14 protein-coding genes are annotated in these 19,802 nt (G+C 64.3%); 11 read left to right on the forward strand and 3 right to left on the reverse strand.

All coding sequences use genetic code 11. The features are described 5' to 3' along the window. The first annotated feature begins 2 nt into the window (after positions 1 to 2). The 3 genes from AC26AR_RS02135 to AC26AR_RS02145 are packed head-to-tail and all read left to right on the forward strand — an operon-like array spanning position 3 to position 4,675. Positions 3 to 2,192 carry a (Fe-S)-binding protein gene (locus tag AC26AR_RS02135; protein ID WP_488107473.1) on the forward strand — a complete coding sequence of 730 codons (2,190 nt, stop codon included), beginning with the start codon at positions 3 to 5 and terminating at the stop codon, positions 2,190 to 2,192. After that, positions 2,189 to 3,691 (forward strand): FAD-binding protein, encoded by a 1,503-nt coding sequence (locus AC26AR_RS02140; RefSeq protein ID WP_488107474.1) that lies wholly within the window; start codon positions 2,189 to 2,191, stop codon positions 3,689 to 3,691. Before AC26AR_RS02135 ends, AC26AR_RS02140 begins: the two co-directional genes overlap by 4 nt. Before the next feature lie 33 nt (positions 3,692 to 3,724). Next, the gene (locus tag AC26AR_RS02145) at positions 3,725 to 4,675 is read left to right on the forward strand and encodes an electron transfer flavoprotein subunit beta (protein WP_488107475.1); all 951 of its coding nucleotides are present in this window, start codon (positions 3,725 to 3,727) and stop codon (positions 4,673 to 4,675) included. Between the two features lie 66 nt (positions 4,676 to 4,741). Here the strand turns inward: AC26AR_RS02145 and AC26AR_RS02150 are convergent, their stop codons facing one another. Next, the gene (locus AC26AR_RS02150; protein WP_488107476.1) at positions 4,742 to 5,449 is read right to left on the reverse strand and encodes a DUF4174 domain-containing protein; all 708 of its coding nucleotides are present in this window, start codon (positions 5,447 to 5,449) and stop codon (positions 4,742 to 4,744) included. 439 nt (positions 5,450 to 5,888) lie between these two features. Between AC26AR_RS02150 and AC26AR_RS02155 the strand changes: the two genes are divergently transcribed. After that, entirely contained in the window at positions 5,889 to 6,281 is a 393-nt protein-coding gene (locus AC26AR_RS02155) for a DUF4168 domain-containing protein (protein WP_077379061.1), read from the forward strand. A gap of 97 nt (positions 6,282 to 6,378) precedes the next feature. Here AC26AR_RS02155 and AC26AR_RS02160 read toward each other — a convergent pair whose 3' ends face one another. Continuing rightward, on the reverse strand, positions 6,379 to 7,968 hold the full coding sequence (locus AC26AR_RS02160; RefSeq protein ID WP_084209349.1) for a BCCT family transporter: 1,590 nt from the start codon (positions 7,966 to 7,968) through the stop codon (positions 6,379 to 6,381). Between the two features lie 435 nt (positions 7,969 to 8,403). Between AC26AR_RS02160 and AC26AR_RS02165 the strand changes: the two genes are divergently transcribed. From AC26AR_RS02165 to AC26AR_RS02175, 3 genes are all read left to right on the forward strand, one after another. Then, positions 8,404 to 10,176 (forward strand): NADH-ubiquinone oxidoreductase-F iron-sulfur binding region domain-containing protein, encoded by a 1,773-nt coding sequence (locus AC26AR_RS02165; protein ID WP_488107477.1) that lies wholly within the window; start codon positions 8,404 to 8,406, stop codon positions 10,174 to 10,176. Next, entirely contained in the window at positions 10,173 to 13,205 is a 3,033-nt protein-coding gene (locus AC26AR_RS02170; protein ID WP_488107478.1) for a molybdopterin-dependent oxidoreductase, read from the forward strand. The genes AC26AR_RS02165 and AC26AR_RS02170 overlap by 4 nt, the downstream gene beginning before the upstream one ends. Positions 13,206 to 13,427: 222 nt before the next feature. Beyond that, positions 13,428 to 13,667, forward strand: coding sequence for a hypothetical protein (locus tag AC26AR_RS02175; protein WP_077379069.1), 240 nt, complete (start codon positions 13,428 to 13,430; stop codon positions 13,665 to 13,667). A gap of 154 nt (positions 13,668 to 13,821) precedes the next feature. Here AC26AR_RS02175 and AC26AR_RS02180 read toward each other — a convergent pair whose 3' ends face one another. Continuing rightward, complete coding sequence (locus tag AC26AR_RS02180) at positions 13,822 to 14,460, reverse strand: flavin reductase family protein (protein ID WP_271302393.1); 639 nt, start codon at positions 14,458 to 14,460, stop codon at positions 13,822 to 13,824. 1,392 nt (positions 14,461 to 15,852) lie between these two features. Here AC26AR_RS02180 and cyoA point away from each other — a divergent pair. Genes cyoA through cyoD form a run of 4 tightly spaced genes read left to right on the forward strand, consistent with a single transcriptional unit; the run spans position 15,853 to position 19,789 of the window. Next, entirely contained in the window at positions 15,853 to 16,821 is a 969-nt protein-coding gene (gene cyoA / locus AC26AR_RS02185; RefSeq protein WP_077379075.1) for a ubiquinol oxidase subunit II, read from the forward strand. 3 nt (positions 16,822 to 16,824) lie between these two features. After that, on the forward strand, positions 16,825 to 18,834 hold the full coding sequence (gene cyoB / locus AC26AR_RS02190) for a cytochrome o ubiquinol oxidase subunit I (protein ID WP_136939036.1): 2,010 nt from the start codon (positions 16,825 to 16,827) through the stop codon (positions 18,832 to 18,834). A gap of 17 nt (positions 18,835 to 18,851) precedes the next feature. Beyond that, complete coding sequence (gene cyoC / locus AC26AR_RS02195; RefSeq protein ID WP_389370763.1) at positions 18,852 to 19,463, forward strand: cytochrome o ubiquinol oxidase subunit III; 612 nt, start codon at positions 18,852 to 18,854, stop codon at positions 19,461 to 19,463. Continuing rightward, positions 19,460 to 19,789 carry a cytochrome o ubiquinol oxidase subunit IV gene (gene cyoD, locus AC26AR_RS02200; RefSeq protein WP_054555337.1) on the forward strand — a complete coding sequence of 110 codons (330 nt, stop codon included), beginning with the start codon at positions 19,460 to 19,462 and terminating at the stop codon, positions 19,787 to 19,789. Before cyoC ends, cyoD begins: the two co-directional genes overlap by 4 nt. The last annotated feature ends 13 nt before the right edge of the window (positions 19,790 to 19,802 follow it).

Here is a 19,802-nt window from a genome sequence, read left to right on the forward strand (position 1 = left end):
CTATGAACGAAACAGTGTTGTCGGTGTTGATCTTCGCCGCCTTGGCGCTGGCCGCCATCGGTGCGGTCAAGCGCATCGGCCTGTGGCGCCAGGGGCGGGCGGATGCCACGTCCATGAGCGTGGGAGAGCTGATCGCGAGCCTGGCCAAGGTGCCGCGCCGCTACGGGGTGGACCTGCACCACGTGGTCGCGCGGGACCGCTACATGGCCAATACCCACGTCGCCACCGGAGGTGGCTTCGTGGCCGCGGCGCTGCTGATGGTGGTGGTCTACGGCTTCGGCATCGACTCCGCGCTGCTGGGGGGGCTGCTGCTGCTGGCCAGTGGCGCGATGTTCGCTGGTGCGCTGTTCGTGCATCGTCGTCGTCTCGACCCGCCGGCGCGCCTGTCGCGTGGTCCGTGGATGCGTCTGCCAAAAAGCCTGCTGGTGTTCTCTGCCAGCCTGTTCGTGATGAGTCTGTCACTGGTGCTGCCGGAAGGCGTCGGCGGCATGATCTCCGGCGGCATCCTCGGGCTGGTGCTGGTGGCGGGGATCGCCTGGGGGCTGCTCGAGATGATCGTCGGCATGACCGGTGGCGGCTCGCGCATCACCGGGCCGATGAAGCATGCCTTCGCGGGCGCGCTGCATCTGGCCTTCCATCGGCGTCCGGCACGTTTCAGCACCCGTGACAGTGCCGGCATCCGCGACAGCGCGCTGCTGCCGCTGGATCTTTCCAATCCCGAGGCACCGCTGGGCGTCGGCAAGCCTGCCGACTTCAACTGGCGTCAGCTGCTGGGCTTCGATGCCTGCGTGCAATGCGGGCGCTGTGAAGCGGTGTGTCCGGCGTTCGCGGCCGGTCAGCCGCTCAATCCCAAGAAGCTGATCCAGGACATGGTGGTGGGCATGGCGGGGGGCAGCGATGTCGCCTACGCCGGTTCGCCCTATCCGGGCGATGAGCCGAAGCGCGCGCCCGGCCAGCATGGCGGCGGCCCGCAGCAGGTCATCGTCGGGGCCTCTCCGCATGCTCGCCCGGCAGGTCAGGCAGCGACTTCTGGGCCGATCCAGATCAAGGCGGCGCCGGGCGCTGCGGGCAAGCCGGCAGACGCCGACAAGCTGATCCACGAATTCACGGTACTGGTCGAGCCGGAAACCCTGTGGGCCTGCACCACCTGTCGCGCCTGCGTCGAGGAGTGCCCGATGATGATCGAGCACGTCGATGCCATCGTCGACATGCGGCGCCACATGACGTTGGAGCAGGGCGCGACCCCGGGCAAGGGCGTCGAGGTGCTCGACAACCTGATCGCCACCGACAACCCGGGCGGCTTCGCGCTCGAGGCGCGCCTGCACTGGGCGGCGGATCTCGACCTGCCGCGCATCGCCGAGGTTCAGGCCGCTCGGGAAGCGGCGCGTGATCCGCGTCCTGTGGAAGCGCTGCTGTGGCTGGGCGACGGTGCCTTCGACATGCGCAACCAGCGCACGCTGCGCGCCTTCGTGCAGGTGCTGCGCGCGGCCAGGGTCGATTTCGCCATCCTCGGTGCCGAGGAGCGTGACAGTGGCGACGTGGCACGCCGTCTGGGTGACGAGGCGACCTTCCAGTCGCTGGCCACCCGCAATATCGCCACCCTGTCGAAGTACCGCTTCGCGCGCATCATTACCTGCGATCCGCACAGCTTCCATGTGCTGGGACGCGAATATGTCGCCTTCGGTGGCGACTACCTCGTCAATCACCACACCAGCTACATGAACGAGCTGCTGGCGGCAGGTCGTCTGAGTCTCGATGCCACCAGACTGGCCACGCTCGGCTCGGTCACCTGGCATGACCCCTGCTATCTGGGCCGCTACAACGGGGAATTCGAGGCGCCGCGTACCCTGCTGGCGGCACTGGGACTGGAAGTGCGCGAGATGCAGCGCTCCGGCTTCCGCTCACGCTGCTGTGGTGGCGGCGGTGGCGCGCCGGTGACGGACATTCCCGGCAAGCAGCGTATCCCCGACATGCGCATGGGTGACGTGCGCGAGACCGGCGCCGAGGTAGTGGCGGTGGGCTGCCCGCAGTGCACCGCGATGCTGGAAGGCGTGGTGGCACCGGCGGGTGAAGCCGAACCCCAGGTGCTGGATCTGGCGGAACTGATGGCGCGGGCGCTGGTAGCGGATGCGTCCACGCAAGGCTTGGCGACGTCGACCACGCAGCCCACTGACGCGGAGGTGGCGGCATGACGATCCCCGTCGATCCACAAGCAACCGAGCATCCACACGCATCCGAGCGCGAGCCACTGCCACGCCGTGACCCGCGCCTGGAGCAGCAGGCACGCAATCGTCTGCACCCGCAGCATCTCAGCGCGCTGCAGGCGCTGGGCCGAGGCGCGGCCACTCCTCAGGAACGCTGGATGGGCCCGAAGGGCGTGATGCGTCGCAATCCCCATGTCGGCCACTTCATCGCTGCCAATGGTCGCAAACGCATCGATCGCAGTGGCCGCTCCGGGCCTGCCGCGGCAGGTGCCGGTCAGGCCGCGGTCGTTGCCAAGGCGCGCGTGCTGCCGCTGGTCGAGATCGCATCACCCGCCTTCCTGATCGCGGTGGTGCCGGACATGACCGGCGGGCGACTCTCGAGCCACGACCGCGATGTGCTGGGGCTGGCGCGTCAGATCGCCGATGCCGACCCCGCCCATCAGGGGGCGGTGTTGGCCGTCACCTTCGGCACCTTGCGCGAGGAGGGTGACGCCGCCGACACTGTCGGACTCGGTGCGGCAGGTGCCGATCGCTGGCTGCACTTTGCCGACAGTGTCCACGATGGTTACGCGCCGCTGGCCCAGCTGGCGGAGCTTGAGGCCATTGATACACGCCTGGCACCACGGCTGTGGTTGCTGCCGGAATCCCGCACTGGCGGCGGTGAGCGTGGCCGACGTCTCGGTGCGCGCCTGCTGTGCACGGGCGATGCGCTGGCGCGGCCCAGCGGCAATGTCTATCAACTCGAGGGCGAGCTTGCCGCCATCGGGCATGGCGAGCTTGCCGAGGTGAACGTCACCGGGCGCAGCGGCAATGGTCAGCAGGACCTGACCCGTCCGCTGACCCGTATCCTGCTGTGCGAGGCGGAATGCGCCGAGCCGGTGGAAGATGTGCGCCACGCCGCGCTGCCGCTTGAGTGGGAGGCGGCCAGCACCGCGCACGCCATGCCAGACGTGATCGAGGATCTTGGCCCGGTGGCGGTCGATCCCTCCGCGATCGCGCTGGGCGAGGCCGAATTCATTCTCTCGGCGGGCAACGGCATTCGCGACTGGGATGGCTTCCACCGTGCCGCCAGCCTGCTGGGGGCCACCGAAGGCGCCTCGCGGGTGGCGGTGGATGACGGCTTCATGCCGCGTGCCCGTCAGGTCGGTGCCACCGGTACCTGGGTGACGGCGCGGGTGTACGTGGCGGTGGGCATCTCGGGGGCCATCCAGCATCTGCAGGGCATCCAGCGCTGCGACAAGGTGGTGGCGATCAATCTCGATGGCGGCTGTGACATGGTCAAGCGCGCGGATCTGTCGGTGATCGGCGATGCCGGGGCGATCCTCGCCAGTCTCTGTCAGCAGCTCGAGGCCGAACGCGGTGCCGATGGTGACGCCCAGGCGGCAGGTGGTGCCTCGGCGGCGGGTCAGTCGTCTACTGCGCCCGCCATGTCCTCCAACCCGTCATCCAGCCCGTCATCCGCCACGCTTGCCGCCGACGCGGCCTGAACTCGCGCCTGCGACAGGAGAAAGGAGAAGGACATGAAGGCAGATCATTCGTCCATTGCGCAGCAGGCCTCGGCGCCGCTTGAGGTCGTGAGTCTGGTGTCGCTGGGGCAGCACCCGGTCTCGGGGCGTCTGCGGCGCGCCGAGCAGGACGCCCGCGCCCTGGAGCTGTGTCTGGCACTGGAGCGCCAGTCCGCACCCGGTGCCGTCAGCCTCAGCGCCTGGCACGCCAGTGGCAGCAAGATCACGCCCGGCAGCGAGCAGGACCAGGCGCTGCGCGGCTATCTGGGCATGGGGCTGGAGTCGTTGACGCTGGTGACGCCTGACTCTCTTCAAGCTGAACCGCTCAAGGCTGCCGATCCGTCGCTCAAGGCTGTCGATTCGTCGCTCAAGGCTGTCGATCCGCAGGCGGCGGCTGCCGATCAACCGGTCATCGATGTCTGGCCGCTGCTGGTGACGCGCCTCAAGCAGGCGGCACCGCAGCTGGTGGTGTGCGGTGGCCAGAGTGAGACCGGCGAGGGCAGTGGCCTGCTGCCGCATCTGCTGGCGGAGAGCCTCGGCTGGCCGCTGGTGGAGGGTATCGTCGCGATCGAGAGCTGCGATGGCGGGCATCTCACCGCCTTGCAGGCCTTGCCGCGTGGTCAGCGGCGGCGACTGCGGGTGAAGCTGCCGGCACTTGTCAGCGTCGATGCCGCCGCGCCGGCGGCACGTCAGTCGGCCTTCGCGCAGGCGCGGCGGGGTGAACTTGCCGCAGTGGCCTGCGGCGAGCTTGCCCATGACGCGGTGGCGGAAACCTTTGCCATCGCGCCGGCTCGCAAGCGACCCAAGCGCTTGAAGCGCATCAAGGCGACCAGCGCGCGGGACCGCTTCAAGGCCGCGGCCGCCAAGGCCGAAGGGGGTAGCGGCAAGCGTCTGGAAGGCGTGAGTGCCGAGGAGGGCGCGGCGGAAATCCTCAAGCTGCTGCGCGAGGAAGGCGTGCTGCGCTGAAGCTGCGCAGACATGAAAACGCCCCTGTCAGCTCGGCTGGCAGGGGCGTTTCGTCGTTCAGGCGTGTCATTCATCCCACTGCCAATCCTCGTCATCCAACGGCGCGGGCGAGGTATGTTCCTCGCTACCCGAGGAGGTCTGACGGGTGGCCTCGCCGGCTTCGCGCTGGCGCATCGGCATGCTGTCGATCACCTGATAGATCTGGTCCGGTGCGACGAACCCCTCCAGCTGCATCTTCTTGCCACCGTCCTTGCCGATCAGGATGACGGTGAAGGGCGCGCCCTCGCGCAGCTGCATGGCATCACGCAGGGCGCGAACCTCCTCGAAGCTCATCGGTACGCCATCATGGATGCCGCGCGTGCCCATCAGCGTATAGAGCGTGACATCGCGCTGCTGCATCTCGCCACGCGTGGCGCGCAGCTCATCGCGCTGGCGCTCCAGCTCACGGTCCTGTTCATCCGGCGCGATCAGTACCAGCGAGCGACGGTTCCAGGTCTCGCCCAGCAGCGGATTGGCGGCGGGGTCGACGTTGGCGGCGGTCATGGTGGTGTCTACCGTGTCTGGAGGAGAGGGCGGTGGCGGTGCACCTGCGGAAGTCTCGGCGGGCGCATTCAGCTGCGGATTCTCATCCAGCAGGCTGAGGGCCTGGGCGGGGAGACTGGTGAACAGTCCGGCCAGCAGGCACAGACTCACTTCTCGGGCGAATGCTGCCCGGACAGCGATGTGGCGCGGCAACGAGCGGCGCGAGGGCGAAGACGGCGTATATCGGGACATGACAGTCCTCCGGCGGCGTGGGGCAAGAATGCAGGACAGTCCGGCATGGGACCGCAACGCAGGGGCCTGATGTCAGGTTATGTCAGTCTGCACCAGTTTGCCGACCTTGTGCAGGCGGTTTGTGTGGTACTGCACGGGCGATATATCAGCGGTAACTGCACGGACATGACGCCTGCTGTCTGACAGGATGGCTGCCAGATGAGGGAAAGTGTCTGCATGATCTTTCTCGGGCAACTCGGTGCTTGTATGGGTGTCCAGCTCGCAGGAGGCCTGCCATGCGGGGCTTGGTGGTCTTTGCGTTGCTCGTTTGCGACAGTTGTATCCAGAGTTATCCGAATGTTTTTCAAACAGTTACACGAAAGATTGAACATCCGGCCGTGGTGTCCGTCTGAGTTGGTGTAATCACTTTTTGATGATCAATGAATGACTGGAGGTTGCAATGAAACGGATGACTGCATACATGACGGCTGCCCTGATCTCTGCGGGCATGATGTCTGCGCCGGCGTTCGCTGCTGACGCACCGGCCCAGGGTCAGGCTCCTGCTCAGGCGACACAGGCTCAGGCCGGTGACTTCAGCGATGCGCAGTTGGAACAGTTCGCTGCTGCCTCTCAGGAGATCGCACGCATTTCCCAGGATTTCGCCGGCAAGCTGCAGGAAGCTGACGACGAGACCGAAAAGCAGAGCGTCCGTCAGGAAGCCAATGACGAGATGGTCAGCGCGGTCGAGGACTCCGGTCTGGAAGTCGCGACCTTCAACTCCATCGGTCAAGCGGTGCAGAACAACCCGGACCTGATGAAGAAGGTGCAGAAGCTGGCTCAGGAAAACTCCTGATCTTGCCTGGATGACGTTCGGGTCATCCAATGAAGACGCCGCCCCCGGTTGCCGGGGGCGGCGTTTTTTTGTGCTCATGATCCGTCAGCGCCGCATGTCAGGCGCCGGTGACCGGTCGGGCGAGCGCGTCCTGCGCCTTCCTTTCCTGCATCAGACCACGGAACAGCGAATAGCACATCACCAGCAGTACCAGCGTGAACGGCAAGCCTGTCGCGATGGCACCGGCTTGCAATGAGCCGAGTGCGGCACTTCCCCCGCCGTACAGCAGGGCACCGGCAATCAGTCCCTCCATCGCCGCCCAGAAGACTCGCTGGCTGACCGGCGCATCCACCTTGCCACCGGCAGTGATCGAGTCGATCACCAGTGAGCCGGAATCCGAGGACGTGACGAAGAACACCAGCACCAGCAGGATGGCGATGAAGGACGCCACGCCGGACAGCGGCAGGTTGTCGAGCATCTGGAACATGGCCAGTGACACGGAATCGATGCCATTGGCCAGCGCACCGACCCCATTGATGGCCTGTTCCAGCGCCGTGCCCCCGAAGACGGACATCCACACGATGGTGACGAGTGTCGGTACCAGCAGCACGGCGGTAACGAATTCGCGCACCGTGCGGCCGCGCGAGACGCGTGCGATGAACATGCCGACGAACGGCGACCAGGAAATCCACCACGCCCAGTAGAAGACGGTCCAGCCGTGGAACCAGCTCTCGTCCGGGCGATCGATCCAGTTGGACAGCGGCAGCAGGTATTGCACATAGCTGAGTGTCGTGGTGCCAAGTCCCGTGAGGATGGCCAGCGTCGGCCCGAAGATGAGGATGAAGATGATCAGTACGGCGGCGATGATCATGTTGATGTTGGAGAGCAGCTTCACCCCGCCGTCCAGGCCGCGACTGACCGAGTAGATGGCGACCAGGGTCACCAAGATGATGATCGCGATCTGGGTCGGCAGGCCATCGCCGATGCCGAACAGGTAATCCAGCCCCGAGGCCGCCTGGGCGGAGCCCAGCCCCAGCGACGTCGCCAGCCCGAAGATGGTCGCCAGCACGGCCAGAATGTCGACGACATGCCCCATCCAGCCCCAGGTGCGCTCACCGAGTATCGGGTAGAACGCCGAGCGGATGGTCAGCGGCAGGCCCTTGTTGTAGGTGAAGAAGGCCAGCGACAGACCCACCACGGCGTAGATGGCCCAGGGATGCAGGCCCCAGTGATACATGGTGGCACCCAGCGCGGCGCGAGCGCCCTCCGGCGTGCCGGCAGGCGCATTCAGCGGCGTGCCGTACCAGTCGGTGTAATAGGCCACCGGCTCGGCGACGCTCCAGAACATCAGACCGATGCCCATGCCGGCGGCGAACAGCATCGCGAACCACGAATGCGTCGAGAACTCGGGAGTCGCCTTCTGGCCGCCCAGGCGCAGCTTGCCCACCGGGTGAATGATCAGCAGCAGGCAGAACAGCACGAAGAGGTTGCCGGCCAGCATGAACAGCCAGTCGCCATGTGCGATGGACCAGGCCTTGGCGCCGCCCAGGGCACTTTCCGCGCCCGCGGGGAAGACGATGGCAAACAGGATGAAGCTGACGATCAGCACGGCGCTGATCGCGAAGACGGGGTTATGCACATCGAGACCCATGACCTGGACATTGTCCTGGCCGATCTCGTAGTCCGTGTCATACGGATTCGATGACATGTGGTGACCTCATGTTGTTATTGGTGTCGCCATCCGAGCAGGGCGGGTGGGGCGAGTCGAGGCGTTGTCGCGGGTGTCTCCCGTGGCTGCGATGAGGGAAGGGGGTGGAGTGGCAAGCCGGAGCGCGGTGGCGAGTCTGACTGCGGGACAGGTCGCCGTCGGGCCTCGGTGATTGTGTGAGGGCTGGGCGAGGGTGAGTTAGCTGGATACGACGCCGACATGTGCGTGACTGACATGCGAGGCGATTCGGCGGGGGAGGCGGTTGTCGCGGCTCTGCCCGCTTTGTAGATTGCGATCTACAGTGAAGGAACCTGCCCGGCGTGACGGACCTGCCGGACAGCGCCCACCTTCACACAGGCGCGTCCACGGTCCAGCCAGGCCGTTGTCTCGACCGCACGCTCCGCCAGTTCATAACGATAACAATGTGGTGCCGCCATGACGCCTGAGACCCTGACCGAGCCGACCCCCGTCGCTCGTCGCCGTTCGCGCAGCCAGTTGCGCGGCCGCCCGCTGGATGCCGAGGCCTGGGCCGAGGTGCAGCGCCTGCTGGGTGATGCCCCGGCGCAGCGTGACCTTCTGCTCGAATATCTTCACGTGCTCAATGATGAGGTCGGCTACCTGACGCTGCCCCATCTGCGTGCGCTGGCCGAGTGGATGCGCCTGCCGATGGCCGAGGTCTACGAGACGGCCACCTTCTATGCCCATTTCACCGTGGTGCGCGATGGCGAGATGCCGCCTGCGGCACTGACCGTGCGCGTCTGTGATTCGCTGTCCTGTCAGCTGGCCGGCTCCGAGGCCCTGCGCGCCGGTCTCGCCTCGGGTCTGGACCCCGCACAGGTGCGCGTGCTGCGGGCACCCTGCATGGGGCGCTGTGACAGTGCGCCGGTGGCGGAGGTCGGGCATTGCCATCTCGGCCACGCCAGCGTGGAAGGCGTCACGGCGGCGATCGCCGAGGGCCATGTGCACGCCGCGCCGGCCGCGAGTCTCGACTATCCGCGGCTGGCGGAATATCGCGCCAGTGGCGGCTATGGGCTGCTCGCCGCGCTGGAGGGCGGTGAGGTCAGCATCGATGACCTGGCGCAGATGATCGAACAGGCCGGTCTGCGTGGCCTGGGCGGAGCGGGCTTCCCGACATTTCGCAAGTGGGGCTTCGTGCGTGCCGAGACAGGGCCGCGCTATTGCGTGATCAATGCCGATGAAGGCGAGCCCGGCACCTTCAAGGACCGCTGCTATCTGGAGCGTGAGCCGCACACCTTCCTCGAGGGCGCGCTGGCCAGTGCGCATGCCATCGAGGCCGAGGCGCTCTACCTTTACCTGCGCGACGAGTACCCGACCCTGAATGACGTGCTGCGCGAGTGCATCGCGGAGCTGGAAGCCGCAGGCCTCGTCGCGTCCGGCTTCATCCATCTGCGGCGTGGCGCCGGGGCCTATATCTGCGGCGAGGAATCGGCACTGATCGAGTCGCTGGAAGGCAAGCCCGGCAAGCCGCGCCAGCGTCCGCCCTTCGTGGCCCAGTGCGGGCTGTTCGGACGCCCGACCCTGGTCAACAACGTCGAGACGGTCTACTGGATCGCGCGGCTCCATCGCGAAGGGCACGCGCCATACGTGGCAGCCGGACGCCAGGGGCGTCAGGGGCTGCGCAGCTTCTCGCTCTCCGGGCGCGTCAGACGCCCGGGCATGTATCTGGCACCGGCCGGCATCACGCTCAATGAGCTGGTCGAGGAATACGGCGGTGGCATGGCCGAGGGCCATCGCCTGCGGGCCTATCTGCCCGGTGGGGCCTCCGGCGGCATTCTGCCGGCCAGCAAGGCGGACCTGCCGCTGGACTTCGACACCCTGCAGGCCCATGGCTGCTTCATCGGCTCGGCCGCGGTGGTGGTGCTGTCGGACCAGGATGACCTGGCGGCGGTGGCACGCAATCTGATGAGCTTCTTCATGGATGAGTCCTGCAGCCAGTGCACGCCGTGCCGCGTCGGCACGCGCCAGATGCTGGCGGCGCTGAGCGGCGATGAGTGGGATGAGACGCTGCTGACGCGCTTGTCGCAGGTGATGATGGATGCCTCGATCTGCGGGCTGGGGCAGGCCGCGCCCAATCCGGTACTCGGCCTGCTCAAGGATTTCCGGGAGACCCTCGCCAGCAGTGGAGTGCGCTTGATCGCCACGAGCCAGGCGAGCCATCCGGCTGACGCCACGGGAGGTGAGGCATGAACGCGCTGACAGGACTCGGCAACTCGGCTTCGGATGATCAGCCGCTGCGCGAGGATGGCTTCACCATCACCCTGGATGGTGCCGAGGTGACGGCCTATCCCGGCGAGACGCTATGGACGATCGCCAGGCGTGCCGGCGAGACGATTCCCCACCTCTGCTACAGCGAAGCGCCGGAGTATCGCGGCGATGGCAACTGTCGCGCCTGCATGGTCGAGATCGACGGCGAGCGCACCCTCGCCGCCAGCTGCATCCGCGAGGCGCGGGCGGGCATGGTGGTGCGCAGTGCCAGCTCTGAGCGGGCGGGCGCGGCGCGCGCGATGGTGGTGGAACTTCTCGCCGCCGACATGCCAGCCGAGGCTCATAACCCCGATGTCAGCAGCCACTTCATGGCGATGGCCGAGCTGCTGGCGGTGGATGTCGGGCGTGCTCGCGAGACGCTGGGCGGTGCCCGCGAGACGGTCCGCGAGTGGCTGGGGGATACGGCTGAAGAGTGGCTGCCGACGCCGGCCAGCGCTCTCGATCACTCCCATGCCGCGATGGCGGTCAATCATGACGCCTGCATCAGCTGTGGCCTGTGCGTACGCGCCTGTCGCGAGGTGCAGGTCAATGACGTGATCGGGCTGGCGGGGCGTGGCAGCAATACGCGCATCGTGTTCGATCTCGAGGACCCGATGGGCGACAGCACCTGCGTCGCCTGCGGCGAGTGCGTGCAGGCCTGCCCGACCGGCGCCCTGATGCCCGCCGCCCAGGTGGATGAGCAAGGTCATGGCGACAGCGCCGCCGTCGATGCGCGCGTCGCCTCCGTCTGCCCGTACTGCGGCGTGGGCTGTCAGCTGGAGTATCAGGTCAGTCGGGGCAGCGGCGAGGCGTTGGTCGGCGAAGGCCAGCAGGCCGCAACGCTGGCGGATGTCCGAGAGCTCAGTGCGCCCTCAGACGCGATCACTCGCGAAGCGACCAGCCACCGTCAGCCGGTCGCGGATGCGCGGCTCGACAACATCATCGCGGTCAGTGGTCGTGATGGCCCCTCCAATCACGGACGCCTGTGCGTGAAGGGACGCTTCGGCTTCGATTATCCGCGTCATCCGGCGCGCCTGATTCGCCCTCTGATCCGCCGTGACGGCGTGGCCAAGGGGCTGGATGCGAACTTTGACCCCGCCCACCCGCTGACCCACTTCCGTGAGGCCAGCTGGGACGAGGCCCTCGAGGTCGCGGCCGAGGGGCTCATGCGCCTCAAGCGAACGCATGGCCCCGATAGTCTGGCGGGCTTCGGCAGCGCCAAGTGCACCAACGAGGAGGCGTGGCTGTTCCAGAAGCTGGTGCGCACCGGCTTCGGCTCCAATCATGTCGATCACTGCACGCGGCTGTGTCATGCAAGTTCAGTGGCGGCGCTGATGGAAGGGGTCGGCTCGGGCGGCGTGAGCGCCTCCTTCATGCAGGCCGAGCAGTCTGATCTCATCGTGCTGACCGGCTGCAATCCGGGCGTCAATCATCCGGTGGCCGCCACCTTCTTCAAGCGCGCCGCCAGGCGAGGCACGCGCATCGTGGTGATCGACCCGCGCGCGCTGGCGCTGCGGCGTCATGCGCATCGCTCGATCCAGTTCACGCCGGGGGCGGACGTGGCGCTGTTCAATGCCATGCTCAACGTCATCATCACCGAAGGGCTGGCCAATCAGGCCTATATCGAGGCGCATACCGAGGACTTCGCCGCCCTGGCCGAGCACGTCACGGCATTGACGCCGGAGGCGATGTCGCCGCTGTGCGGCGTGGCGGCCGAGGAGATTCGTGCCGTGGCCCGTGAGTACGCGACGGCCGAGCGCGCGATGATCTTCTGGGGCATGGGGATCTCGCAGCACACCCACGGCACCGACAATGCCCGCTGTCTGATCGCGCTGGCGCTGGTGTGTGGCCATGTCGGGCGGGAGGGCACCGGCCTGCATCCGCTGCGCGGGCAGAACAATGTCCAGGGCGCCTCGGATGCCGGGATGATTCCGATGGTCTTCCCGGATTATCAGCCGGTGGGTGACACGGCGGCGCGCGCGCGACTGGAAGCGCTGTGGAATACGCCGCTCTCGGCCACACCGGGCCTGACGGTGGTGGAGATCATGCACGCCATCCATGCCGATCAGATTCGCGGCATGTACATCCTCGGCGAGAATCCGGCGATGTCGGACCCGGATCTCGATCACGCGCGCAGCGCGCTGGCGCATCTGGAGCATCTGGTGGTGCAGGACATCTTCGTCACCGAGACGGCACAGTTCGCCGATGTGGTGCTGCCCTCATACGCCTGGCCGGAGAAGGACGGCAGCGTCACCAACACCAATCGCCAGGTGCAGCGCGGACGGGCGGCACTGCGCGCCCCGGGCGAGGCCAAGCCGGACTGGTGGATCACCCAGCAGCTGGCGCGGCGCATGGGGCTTGCCTGGGATTACGCCGGGCCGCAGGAGATCTACGCCGAGATGCAGCAGGGCATGGATTCCCTCGACAACATCGACTGGGCGCGGCTGTCCGAGGAGAACTCGGTGACCTACCCGTGCCTGACGCCGGGGGGCGAGGGTGAGGATGTGGTGTTCGGCGATGGCTTCCCGCGCGCCAGCGGTCGGGCCCGCTTCGTGCCGACCTGGCCCACGCCGCCGGATGAGACGCTGGATGACGACTATCCGACGGTACTGACCACCGGCCGTCAGCTGGAGCACTGGCATACCGGCTCGATGACGCGCCGCGCGTACGTGCTCGACAGTCTGGAACCTGCCGCCGTGGCCACGCTCAACCCCGTCGAGCTGGAGCGACTGGGGATCGCGGCCGGGGAGGCGCTCTCGATCACCACGCGGCGCGGTCAGATCACGCTGGCCACCCGCGCGGACCCGCTGACGCCGGCCGGCATGGTCTTCGTGCCATTCTGCTACGCCGAGGCCGCCGCCAACCTGCTGACCAATCCGGCGCTGGACCCGGTGGGCAAGATCCCCGAGTTCAAGTACGCCGCCTGCCGCCTGGCCAGAGCCGAATCTGCTTCGGCCAGTCTGGACATGTGAACGCGAGGGGAGGTGAGAGGAGGGAAAGGAAAGGGCAGGGCACGTCTGGCGCAAATGCCTATGGCAGTGGCGCTGGCGGATACGCAGGGCGTGCCTCGGTCTGACCAGAATGTCGGAGACGGCTCGCCGCACGTTTCGGCTATCCTCAGAAGGGCCATGCTCAGAACAGAGTGGGTCAATACCAATGACAATGCCCGCCGTCAGCGAGCAAGGAGAATGACGATGATGATCGTGGAGCTGATTGATCACGAAGACTTTCGTGAGCGGCTGGTGGCACTGGGCGTGCAGATTTCCGAACATGCCTGCGCGGACACCTGTGCGCGCATGGCGTTGAGAAAGCATGTGGAAGTCGGGGTGCCCGGCTTGCAGGAGCTGGTGCGCGAGCTGGTGATGCACTCCGATATCCTGCTGCCTTCGGTGCGTCAGGCACTCGACAAGTACCTGCTGCCGGGGTTGCGCTGAAGCTTCCCCGCCACCGTCAATCCTCTGGGGCAGCGATTGCGGGATAGGTGAGTCACCAGAGTCACGAGAGCATCTTGAGCGGGCCTGTCATCAGACAGGCCCGCTCTGCGTTTCGGCCCGCTCAAGGCTGATCAGGCAGGTCGCTCAAGGCTGATCAGGCAGGTCGCTCAAGGCTGAAGAGACTGTCGGTGCGCGCATAATCGCTGCCGGCCATGCGCCCGATGGCGCGCAGCACCTCGTTGTCGACATGGCGGCCATCCCAGACCTCGGGGTCTGCATGGACCACCACGACCTCGGCGAGCACCAGTGAGCCGGACAGGGGCTGGTCTCCCAGGTGGATGATGTCGCGGAGTCGGCAACCGAAGGCGATCGGCGCGCCGTCCACGCGGGGGACCTGCAGCGGCGGCATGGCTAGCTTGTTCAAGCCGGCGTGGGCGAATTCATCCTCGCTGGCCGCGAGGCTGGCACTGGTGAGATTGAGTGCCTCGCTCATGGCCTCGCCCCCGATATGGATGACACATTCCGCCACCTGTCCGAGGTTGTCGAGAGTGTCCTTGGTACGCCCTTCGCCATTGCGCAGCGGGCTGAAGGCCAGCACCGGTGGATTGACGCTTGCCACGGTGAAGAACGAGAACGGCGCCAGGTTGGCATTGCCGGCGGCATCGATCGTCGAGACCCAGGCAATGGGCCGCGGCGCGATGCTGCCCGAGAACAGCCGATAGAGAATGCTGGCGGGCAGCTGGTCGGCGTCGAGCAGGGCATTGCTGGCGGAGGGGGGCTGGTCAGTCGTCATCGGGCGCTGCTCCATCGGGTAGACAGGTGCCCCTGGCAGGGGAGGGCGATGCGCAAGCGAGGTTCGATGTCGAGAAGCGGCGTCGAGAAGCGGCATCGGAAGTCAGGGCTCGTGATCGCCCAGCGGCGCTGCATCAGGGTCTCGAATCTCGTCTCGACATGCCGCCTGCTCCCTTGCGGCAAGGGGGTGAACAGCAGGATAGCGCGTGTCCCTGCAGGAACAAACCTTCAAGTCTCGTTGCGCCGCGACATGCGTATCAATGATTCGGGAGGATAGTCTGTATGGGAAAAGGAAAGTGAAAAATCAGAAAGATCATTGGTGACATTTCTGGTGTGGTCAATTGTCGCATCCCTTGACCTGATGCTGAAACATGGTTCCTGAGATGCCATCACGGTCTTCAGTCCTGGTGGCTCCGCAGGACTTTTCAGAGACTTGGCTGGCACTTGTGTGGTGTTTTTGTATCCAATTGGTGTCTATTTGGTATTTATTTGTAAATTTTTTATGAAATGGCGCGAGGCGTCATCTGATGAAAAAAGACTGAATATGAACAAATGATGAGGACGAAGTCGCTGGATTGTGACAACGATTTCATCCATTCGTGCGGGAATGAAAAATGTCATGGTGAATCAATATAAGGAGAATTACGTCACGATTTCCAGAGCAGGATGGGAAATTATAATGGAACGAAGTGCGGCATTTTTTGCAATTGAGAGTGTGAAAAAGACGTCGGTGATCTCGATCCGTCGGTAGGCAGGCAGTCAGGCGTCTCGATGTGACGAGGTGTTTCTGCCAGGCGGCACTCCTTGCGCGGGTGTCATTGCACGCACTTCTTTGGATGAATATTGCTGTATTTATTGTTTTGTTGAAATTTTATACTCTTTTCTTGCTTGGGGTTGGCGTTTCCCGTGGGGCCTCGGCGGGCGCTCGTGGACCTGGGAAGGCACGTGAGTCGGGAAATGGTCATCGCGCAATGCGGGGGTGGCCAGAGCCTTGTCGGCGGGAGGAGTCAGGGCACCTCGAAGGGAGGAAATTCCGGATTGGCGTCTGGTAGCCCAAGTGACGCCGTGTTGCCTGTCAACATGATTGACGCCTTCGTCAGGTTCCTCGTTCAGTGGTCAGGGCATAACCCGAACGCGTGAGGGAGGGCATCGTCCTCTCCCGATGGTGATTGGCTGCGCGCGCGAGGGGAAATTGATCGGCAGGTGCGACTACCTGCGTCAGTGTGCCCCGTAGTCAGCCCCCCTGATTTTTCTCTATCCTGTGCCCCGCCTGCGGGAAATCCTCTGATTTCGTTCGAACGATCGACGGCTTCCTGTTGGTCATTTCTTCGAACGCTGTGTTCCACATGTGGGCTCGTCATGACGTCATGGCGTGTTCCAACGAGGTCGTGAGATGAGAAAAAGCCTAATGCGGGGGGCTCTGCGGGGACTCCCCATCCTCGCGGGATTGTTGATGCTGTCCGGCTGTGATGCCGTGCTCTTCGATCCCAAGGGACCCATCGGTGAATCCGAGAAGTCGCTGATTCTGACTGCTACCTACCTGATGCTCGTGGTCGTTGTCCCGGTCATCTTCATGACGCTGTGGTTTGCTTGGCGCTATCGCGATACCAAGCAGAGCAAGGCGACCTATACGCCCAACTGGGCGCATTCCACCAAGATCGAGATCGTGGTCTGGGGCATTCCGTGCCTGATCATCCTCGCGCTGGGCATCCTGACCTGGAAGAGCACGCATGAGCTGGACCCGCGTGCCGAGATCCAGGATGGCGGCGAGCCGATCGAGGTTCAGGTCGTGTCGATGGACTGGAAGTGGCTGTTCATCTATCCGGAGCAGGGCATCGCGACAGTCAATGAGCTGGCCATGCCGGTGGATCGCCAGGTGCGCTTCCACATCACCTCCGAGACCGTGATGAACTCGTTCTTCGTCCCGCAGCTCGGCAGCCAGATCTACGCGATGGCAGGCATGGAAAACCGCCTGCACCTGATCGGCAACGAAGTGGGTACCTATGACGGTATCTCTGCCAGCTACAGCGGCGCCGGCTTCGCTGACATGCACTTCAAGGCGCATGTGATGAGCGAAGGCGACTTCGACGCCTGGATCGAGAAAGCGCGTGGCAGCAGCAAGGTGCTGGATGACGCCGGCTACGAGGCACTCAAGGAGCCGAGCGAAGACGTGGCACCCACCTTCTATGGTCAGGTCAAGCCGAATCTGTACGAACAGATCATGGCGCCCTACATGGATGGCATGGAGCTGGGCATGGGTGACATGAAGATGGGGGGCAAGCATCACGGCGAGTCCGCCCACGACATGTCAGGCCATGACGCTGCCGGTCACGCTGAATCTGCGATGGCAACCGAGGAATAAGCAATGCTTGGAAAACTCACAATAGAGGCTGTTCCGTATCACGAGCCGATCGTCATGATCGTGCTTGCGGCGGTAATCCTCGGTGGTGCAGCCCTGTTCGGCTTCATCACGGTAAAGAAAAAGTGGGCCTACCTGTGGAATGAGTGGTTCACCTCTGTCGATCACAAGAAGATCGGCATGATGTACATCATCGTCGCGCTGGTGATGCTGATCCGTGGTTTCTCCGATGCGATCATGATGCGTTCCCAGCAGATGCTGGCGTCCACCGGCGGTCACGGCTATCTGCCCCCGGATCACTACGACCAGATCTTCACTGCCCACGGCGTGATCATGATCTTCTTCGTGGCGATGCCGCTGGTCATCGGTCTGATCAACGTCGTCGTGCCGCTGCAGATCGGCGCACGTGACGTGGCCTTCCCGTTCCTGAACTCGCTGAGCTTCTGGCTGTTCGTGGTCGGCGCGCTGCTGGTCAACATCTCGCTGGGTCTGGGCGAGTTCGCCAAGACCGGCTGGCTGGCCTATCCGCCGTTGTCGGGGGCCAATTACAGTCCCGGGGTCGGGGTGGATTACTGGATCTGGTCATTGCAGATTTCCGGTGTCGGTACCCTGCTGACAGGTGTCAACTTCGTCGCCACCATCCTCAAGATGCGTGCGCCGGGCATGACCCTGATGAAAATGCCGGTCTTCACCTGGACCGCACTGTGCGCCAACGTCCTGATCATCGCGGCCTTCCCGATCCTGACCGCGACCATCGCGATGCTGACGCTCGACCGTTATCTTGATTTCCACTTCTTCACCAATGACCTTGGTGGAAACATGATGATGTACGTCAACCTCATCTGGGCCTGGGGCCATCCTGAGGTGTACATCCTGGTGTTGCCGGTCTTCGGTGTGTTCTCCGAAGTCATCTCCACCTTCTCCAAGAAGAAGCTGTTCGGTTACACCTCTCTGGTGTGGGCGACCATCGTCATCACGATCCTGTCGTTCGTCGTCTGGCTGCACCACTTCTTCACCATGGGTGCCGGCGCTGACGTGAATGCCTTCTTCGGTATCGCGACGATGATCATCTCGATCCCGACGGGCGTGAAGATCTTCAACTGGCTGTTCACCATGTACCGCGGTCGTGTCGAGATGACCTCTCCGGTGCTGTGGACCCTCGGCTTCATGGTCACCTTCACCATCGGTGGCATGACCGGTGTCCTGCTGGCCGTGCCGGGCGCCAACTACGTCCTGCACAACTCGCTGTTCCTGATCGCCCACTTCCACAACGTCATCATCGGCGGCGTGGTCTTCGGTGCGATGGCCGGTATCACTTACTGGTTCCCGAAAGCGACCGGCTTCATGCTGTGCGAGAAGTGGGGCAAGCGTTCCTTCTGGTTCTGGATCACTGGCTTCTACCTCGCCTTCATGCCGCTGTACATCCTCGGCTTCATGGGCATGACCCGTCGTCTGCAGCACGTCGACAACCCGCTGTGGGTGCCGTACCTGGTCGTCGCCTTCATCGGTGCCTGCCTGATCATGATCGGTATCGCGTGCACCGTGATCCAGATCGCGGTCAGCATCAAGGACCGCAAGAAGCTGCAGGACACCACTGGCGATATCTGGGGCGCGCGTACGCTGGAGTGGAGCACCACTTCACCGGCACCGTTCTACAACTTCGCTCACGAGCCGCAGGTCTCTGAACTCGACGAGTTCTGGGAAATGAAGGAACGCGGTATCGAGCAGGAGGCCAAGAAGCCTTATGCGCCGATCCACATGCCGCGCAACGCAGCGGCCGGTGTCATCATCTCCGCCTTCAGCCTGGTGTTCGGTTTCGCGCTGATCTGGCACATCTGGTGGATGGCCGTGGTCGGGCTGGTCGGCATGGCCGTCAGCTTCATCGTGCGCACCTTCAACTATGACATCGACTACTACGTGTCCGTCGAGGAAGTGGAGCGTGTCGAGCGCGAAGGTCGCGAGCGTCGTGCCCTGCCCAGCGCCCGCACACCTAACGACACAGTGGTTCAGGGGTAATCATGGCGAACAATGCAATGACATCTCATGATGGGGCGCACGACGCCCATGACGATCACGAGCATCACGATACCAATGGCCTGAAGGTCTTCGGTTTCTGGCTCTATCTGCTGAGCGACTGCATCCTGTTCGCGATGCTGTTCGCAGGCTATGTGGTACTCAGCCAGGCGTATGCCGGTGGCCCGACGGGCGCCGAGATCTTCGAGCTTGACTTCGTGCTGGTCGAGACCGCGCTGCTGTTGGCCTCGAGCTTCACCTACGGCCTGGCGATGCTGGGCATGAACCGCGGAGACAGCTCCGCGGTGATCAAGTGGCTGATGATCACCTTCGCCTGTGGTGCGGGCTTCATCGCGATGGAAATCTATGAGTTCCATCACCTGATCGTGAATGGCCATGGCCCGGACAAGTCCGCGTTCCTGTCAGCCTTCTTCACGCTGGTCGGTACCCACGGTCTGCACGTGACCGTCGGTCTGGTCTGGATGGCGCTGCTGATCATCCAGGTCAAGCAGAAAGGCCTGACGGAAATGCATCGTGGTCGTCTGATGATGCTCAGCCTGTTCTGGCACTTCCTGGACGTCATCTGGATCTGCGTCTTCACCGTCGTCTATCTCACAGGAGTGATGCTATGAGCCATTCCAACAACGACCACAACGACAATCACGGCAGCGTCAAGCAGTACGTGACCGGTCTGATCCTCTCCATCATCCTGACCATCATCCCGTTCGGGATGGTGATGATGATGGACGATCCGGGTGTCGGCGTGATCTGGGCCATCTACGGCTTCGCCATCGCTCAGGTCTTCGTGCAGCTGTACTTCTTCCTGCACCTGGACGGCTCCAAGGAGCAGAGCTGGAATGTCATGGCCATGCTGTTCACCCTGGTGATCGTGGCAATCGTCGTTGGTGGTTCCATGTGGATCATGATCGAGCTGAATCAGAACATGATGCCCATCTGATAGCGTGAGCCTG

The organism is Cobetia sp. PS-4MA (assembly GCF_057670765.1).

Coding starts and splice junctions, on each gene's coding strand:
- AC26AR_RS02135 (WP_488107473.1), top strand. CDS start 3: ATGAACGAAACAGTGTTGTCGGTGTTGATCTTCGCCGCCTTGGCGCTG.
- AC26AR_RS02140 (WP_488107474.1), top strand. CDS start 2,189: ATGACGATCCCCGTCGATCCACAAGCAACCGAGCATCCACACGCATCC.
- AC26AR_RS02145 (WP_488107475.1), top strand. CDS start 3,725: ATGAAGGCAGATCATTCGTCCATTGCGCAGCAGGCCTCGGCGCCGCTT.
- AC26AR_RS02150 (WP_488107476.1), bottom strand. CDS start 5,449: ATGTCCCGATATACGCCGTCTTCGCCCTCGCGCCGCTCGTTGCCGCGC.
- AC26AR_RS02155 (WP_077379061.1), top strand. CDS start 5,889: ATGAAACGGATGACTGCATACATGACGGCTGCCCTGATCTCTGCGGGC.
- AC26AR_RS02160 (WP_084209349.1), bottom strand. CDS start 7,968: ATGTCATCGAATCCGTATGACACGGACTACGAGATCGGCCAGGACAAT.
- AC26AR_RS02165 (WP_488107477.1), top strand. CDS start 8,404: ATGACGCCTGAGACCCTGACCGAGCCGACCCCCGTCGCTCGTCGCCGT.
- AC26AR_RS02170 (WP_488107478.1), top strand. CDS start 10,173: ATGAACGCGCTGACAGGACTCGGCAACTCGGCTTCGGATGATCAGCCG.
- AC26AR_RS02175 (WP_077379069.1), top strand. CDS start 13,428: ATGATGATCGTGGAGCTGATTGATCACGAAGACTTTCGTGAGCGGCTG.
- AC26AR_RS02180 (WP_271302393.1), bottom strand. CDS start 14,460: ATGACGACTGACCAGCCCCCCTCCGCCAGCAATGCCCTGCTCGACGCC.
- cyoA (WP_077379075.1), top strand. CDS start 15,853: ATGAGAAAAAGCCTAATGCGGGGGGCTCTGCGGGGACTCCCCATCCTC.
- cyoB (WP_136939036.1), top strand. CDS start 16,825: ATGCTTGGAAAACTCACAATAGAGGCTGTTCCGTATCACGAGCCGATC.
- cyoC (WP_389370763.1), top strand. CDS start 18,852: ATGACATCTCATGATGGGGCGCACGACGCCCATGACGATCACGAGCAT.
- cyoD (WP_054555337.1), top strand. CDS start 19,460: ATGAGCCATTCCAACAACGACCACAACGACAATCACGGCAGCGTCAAG.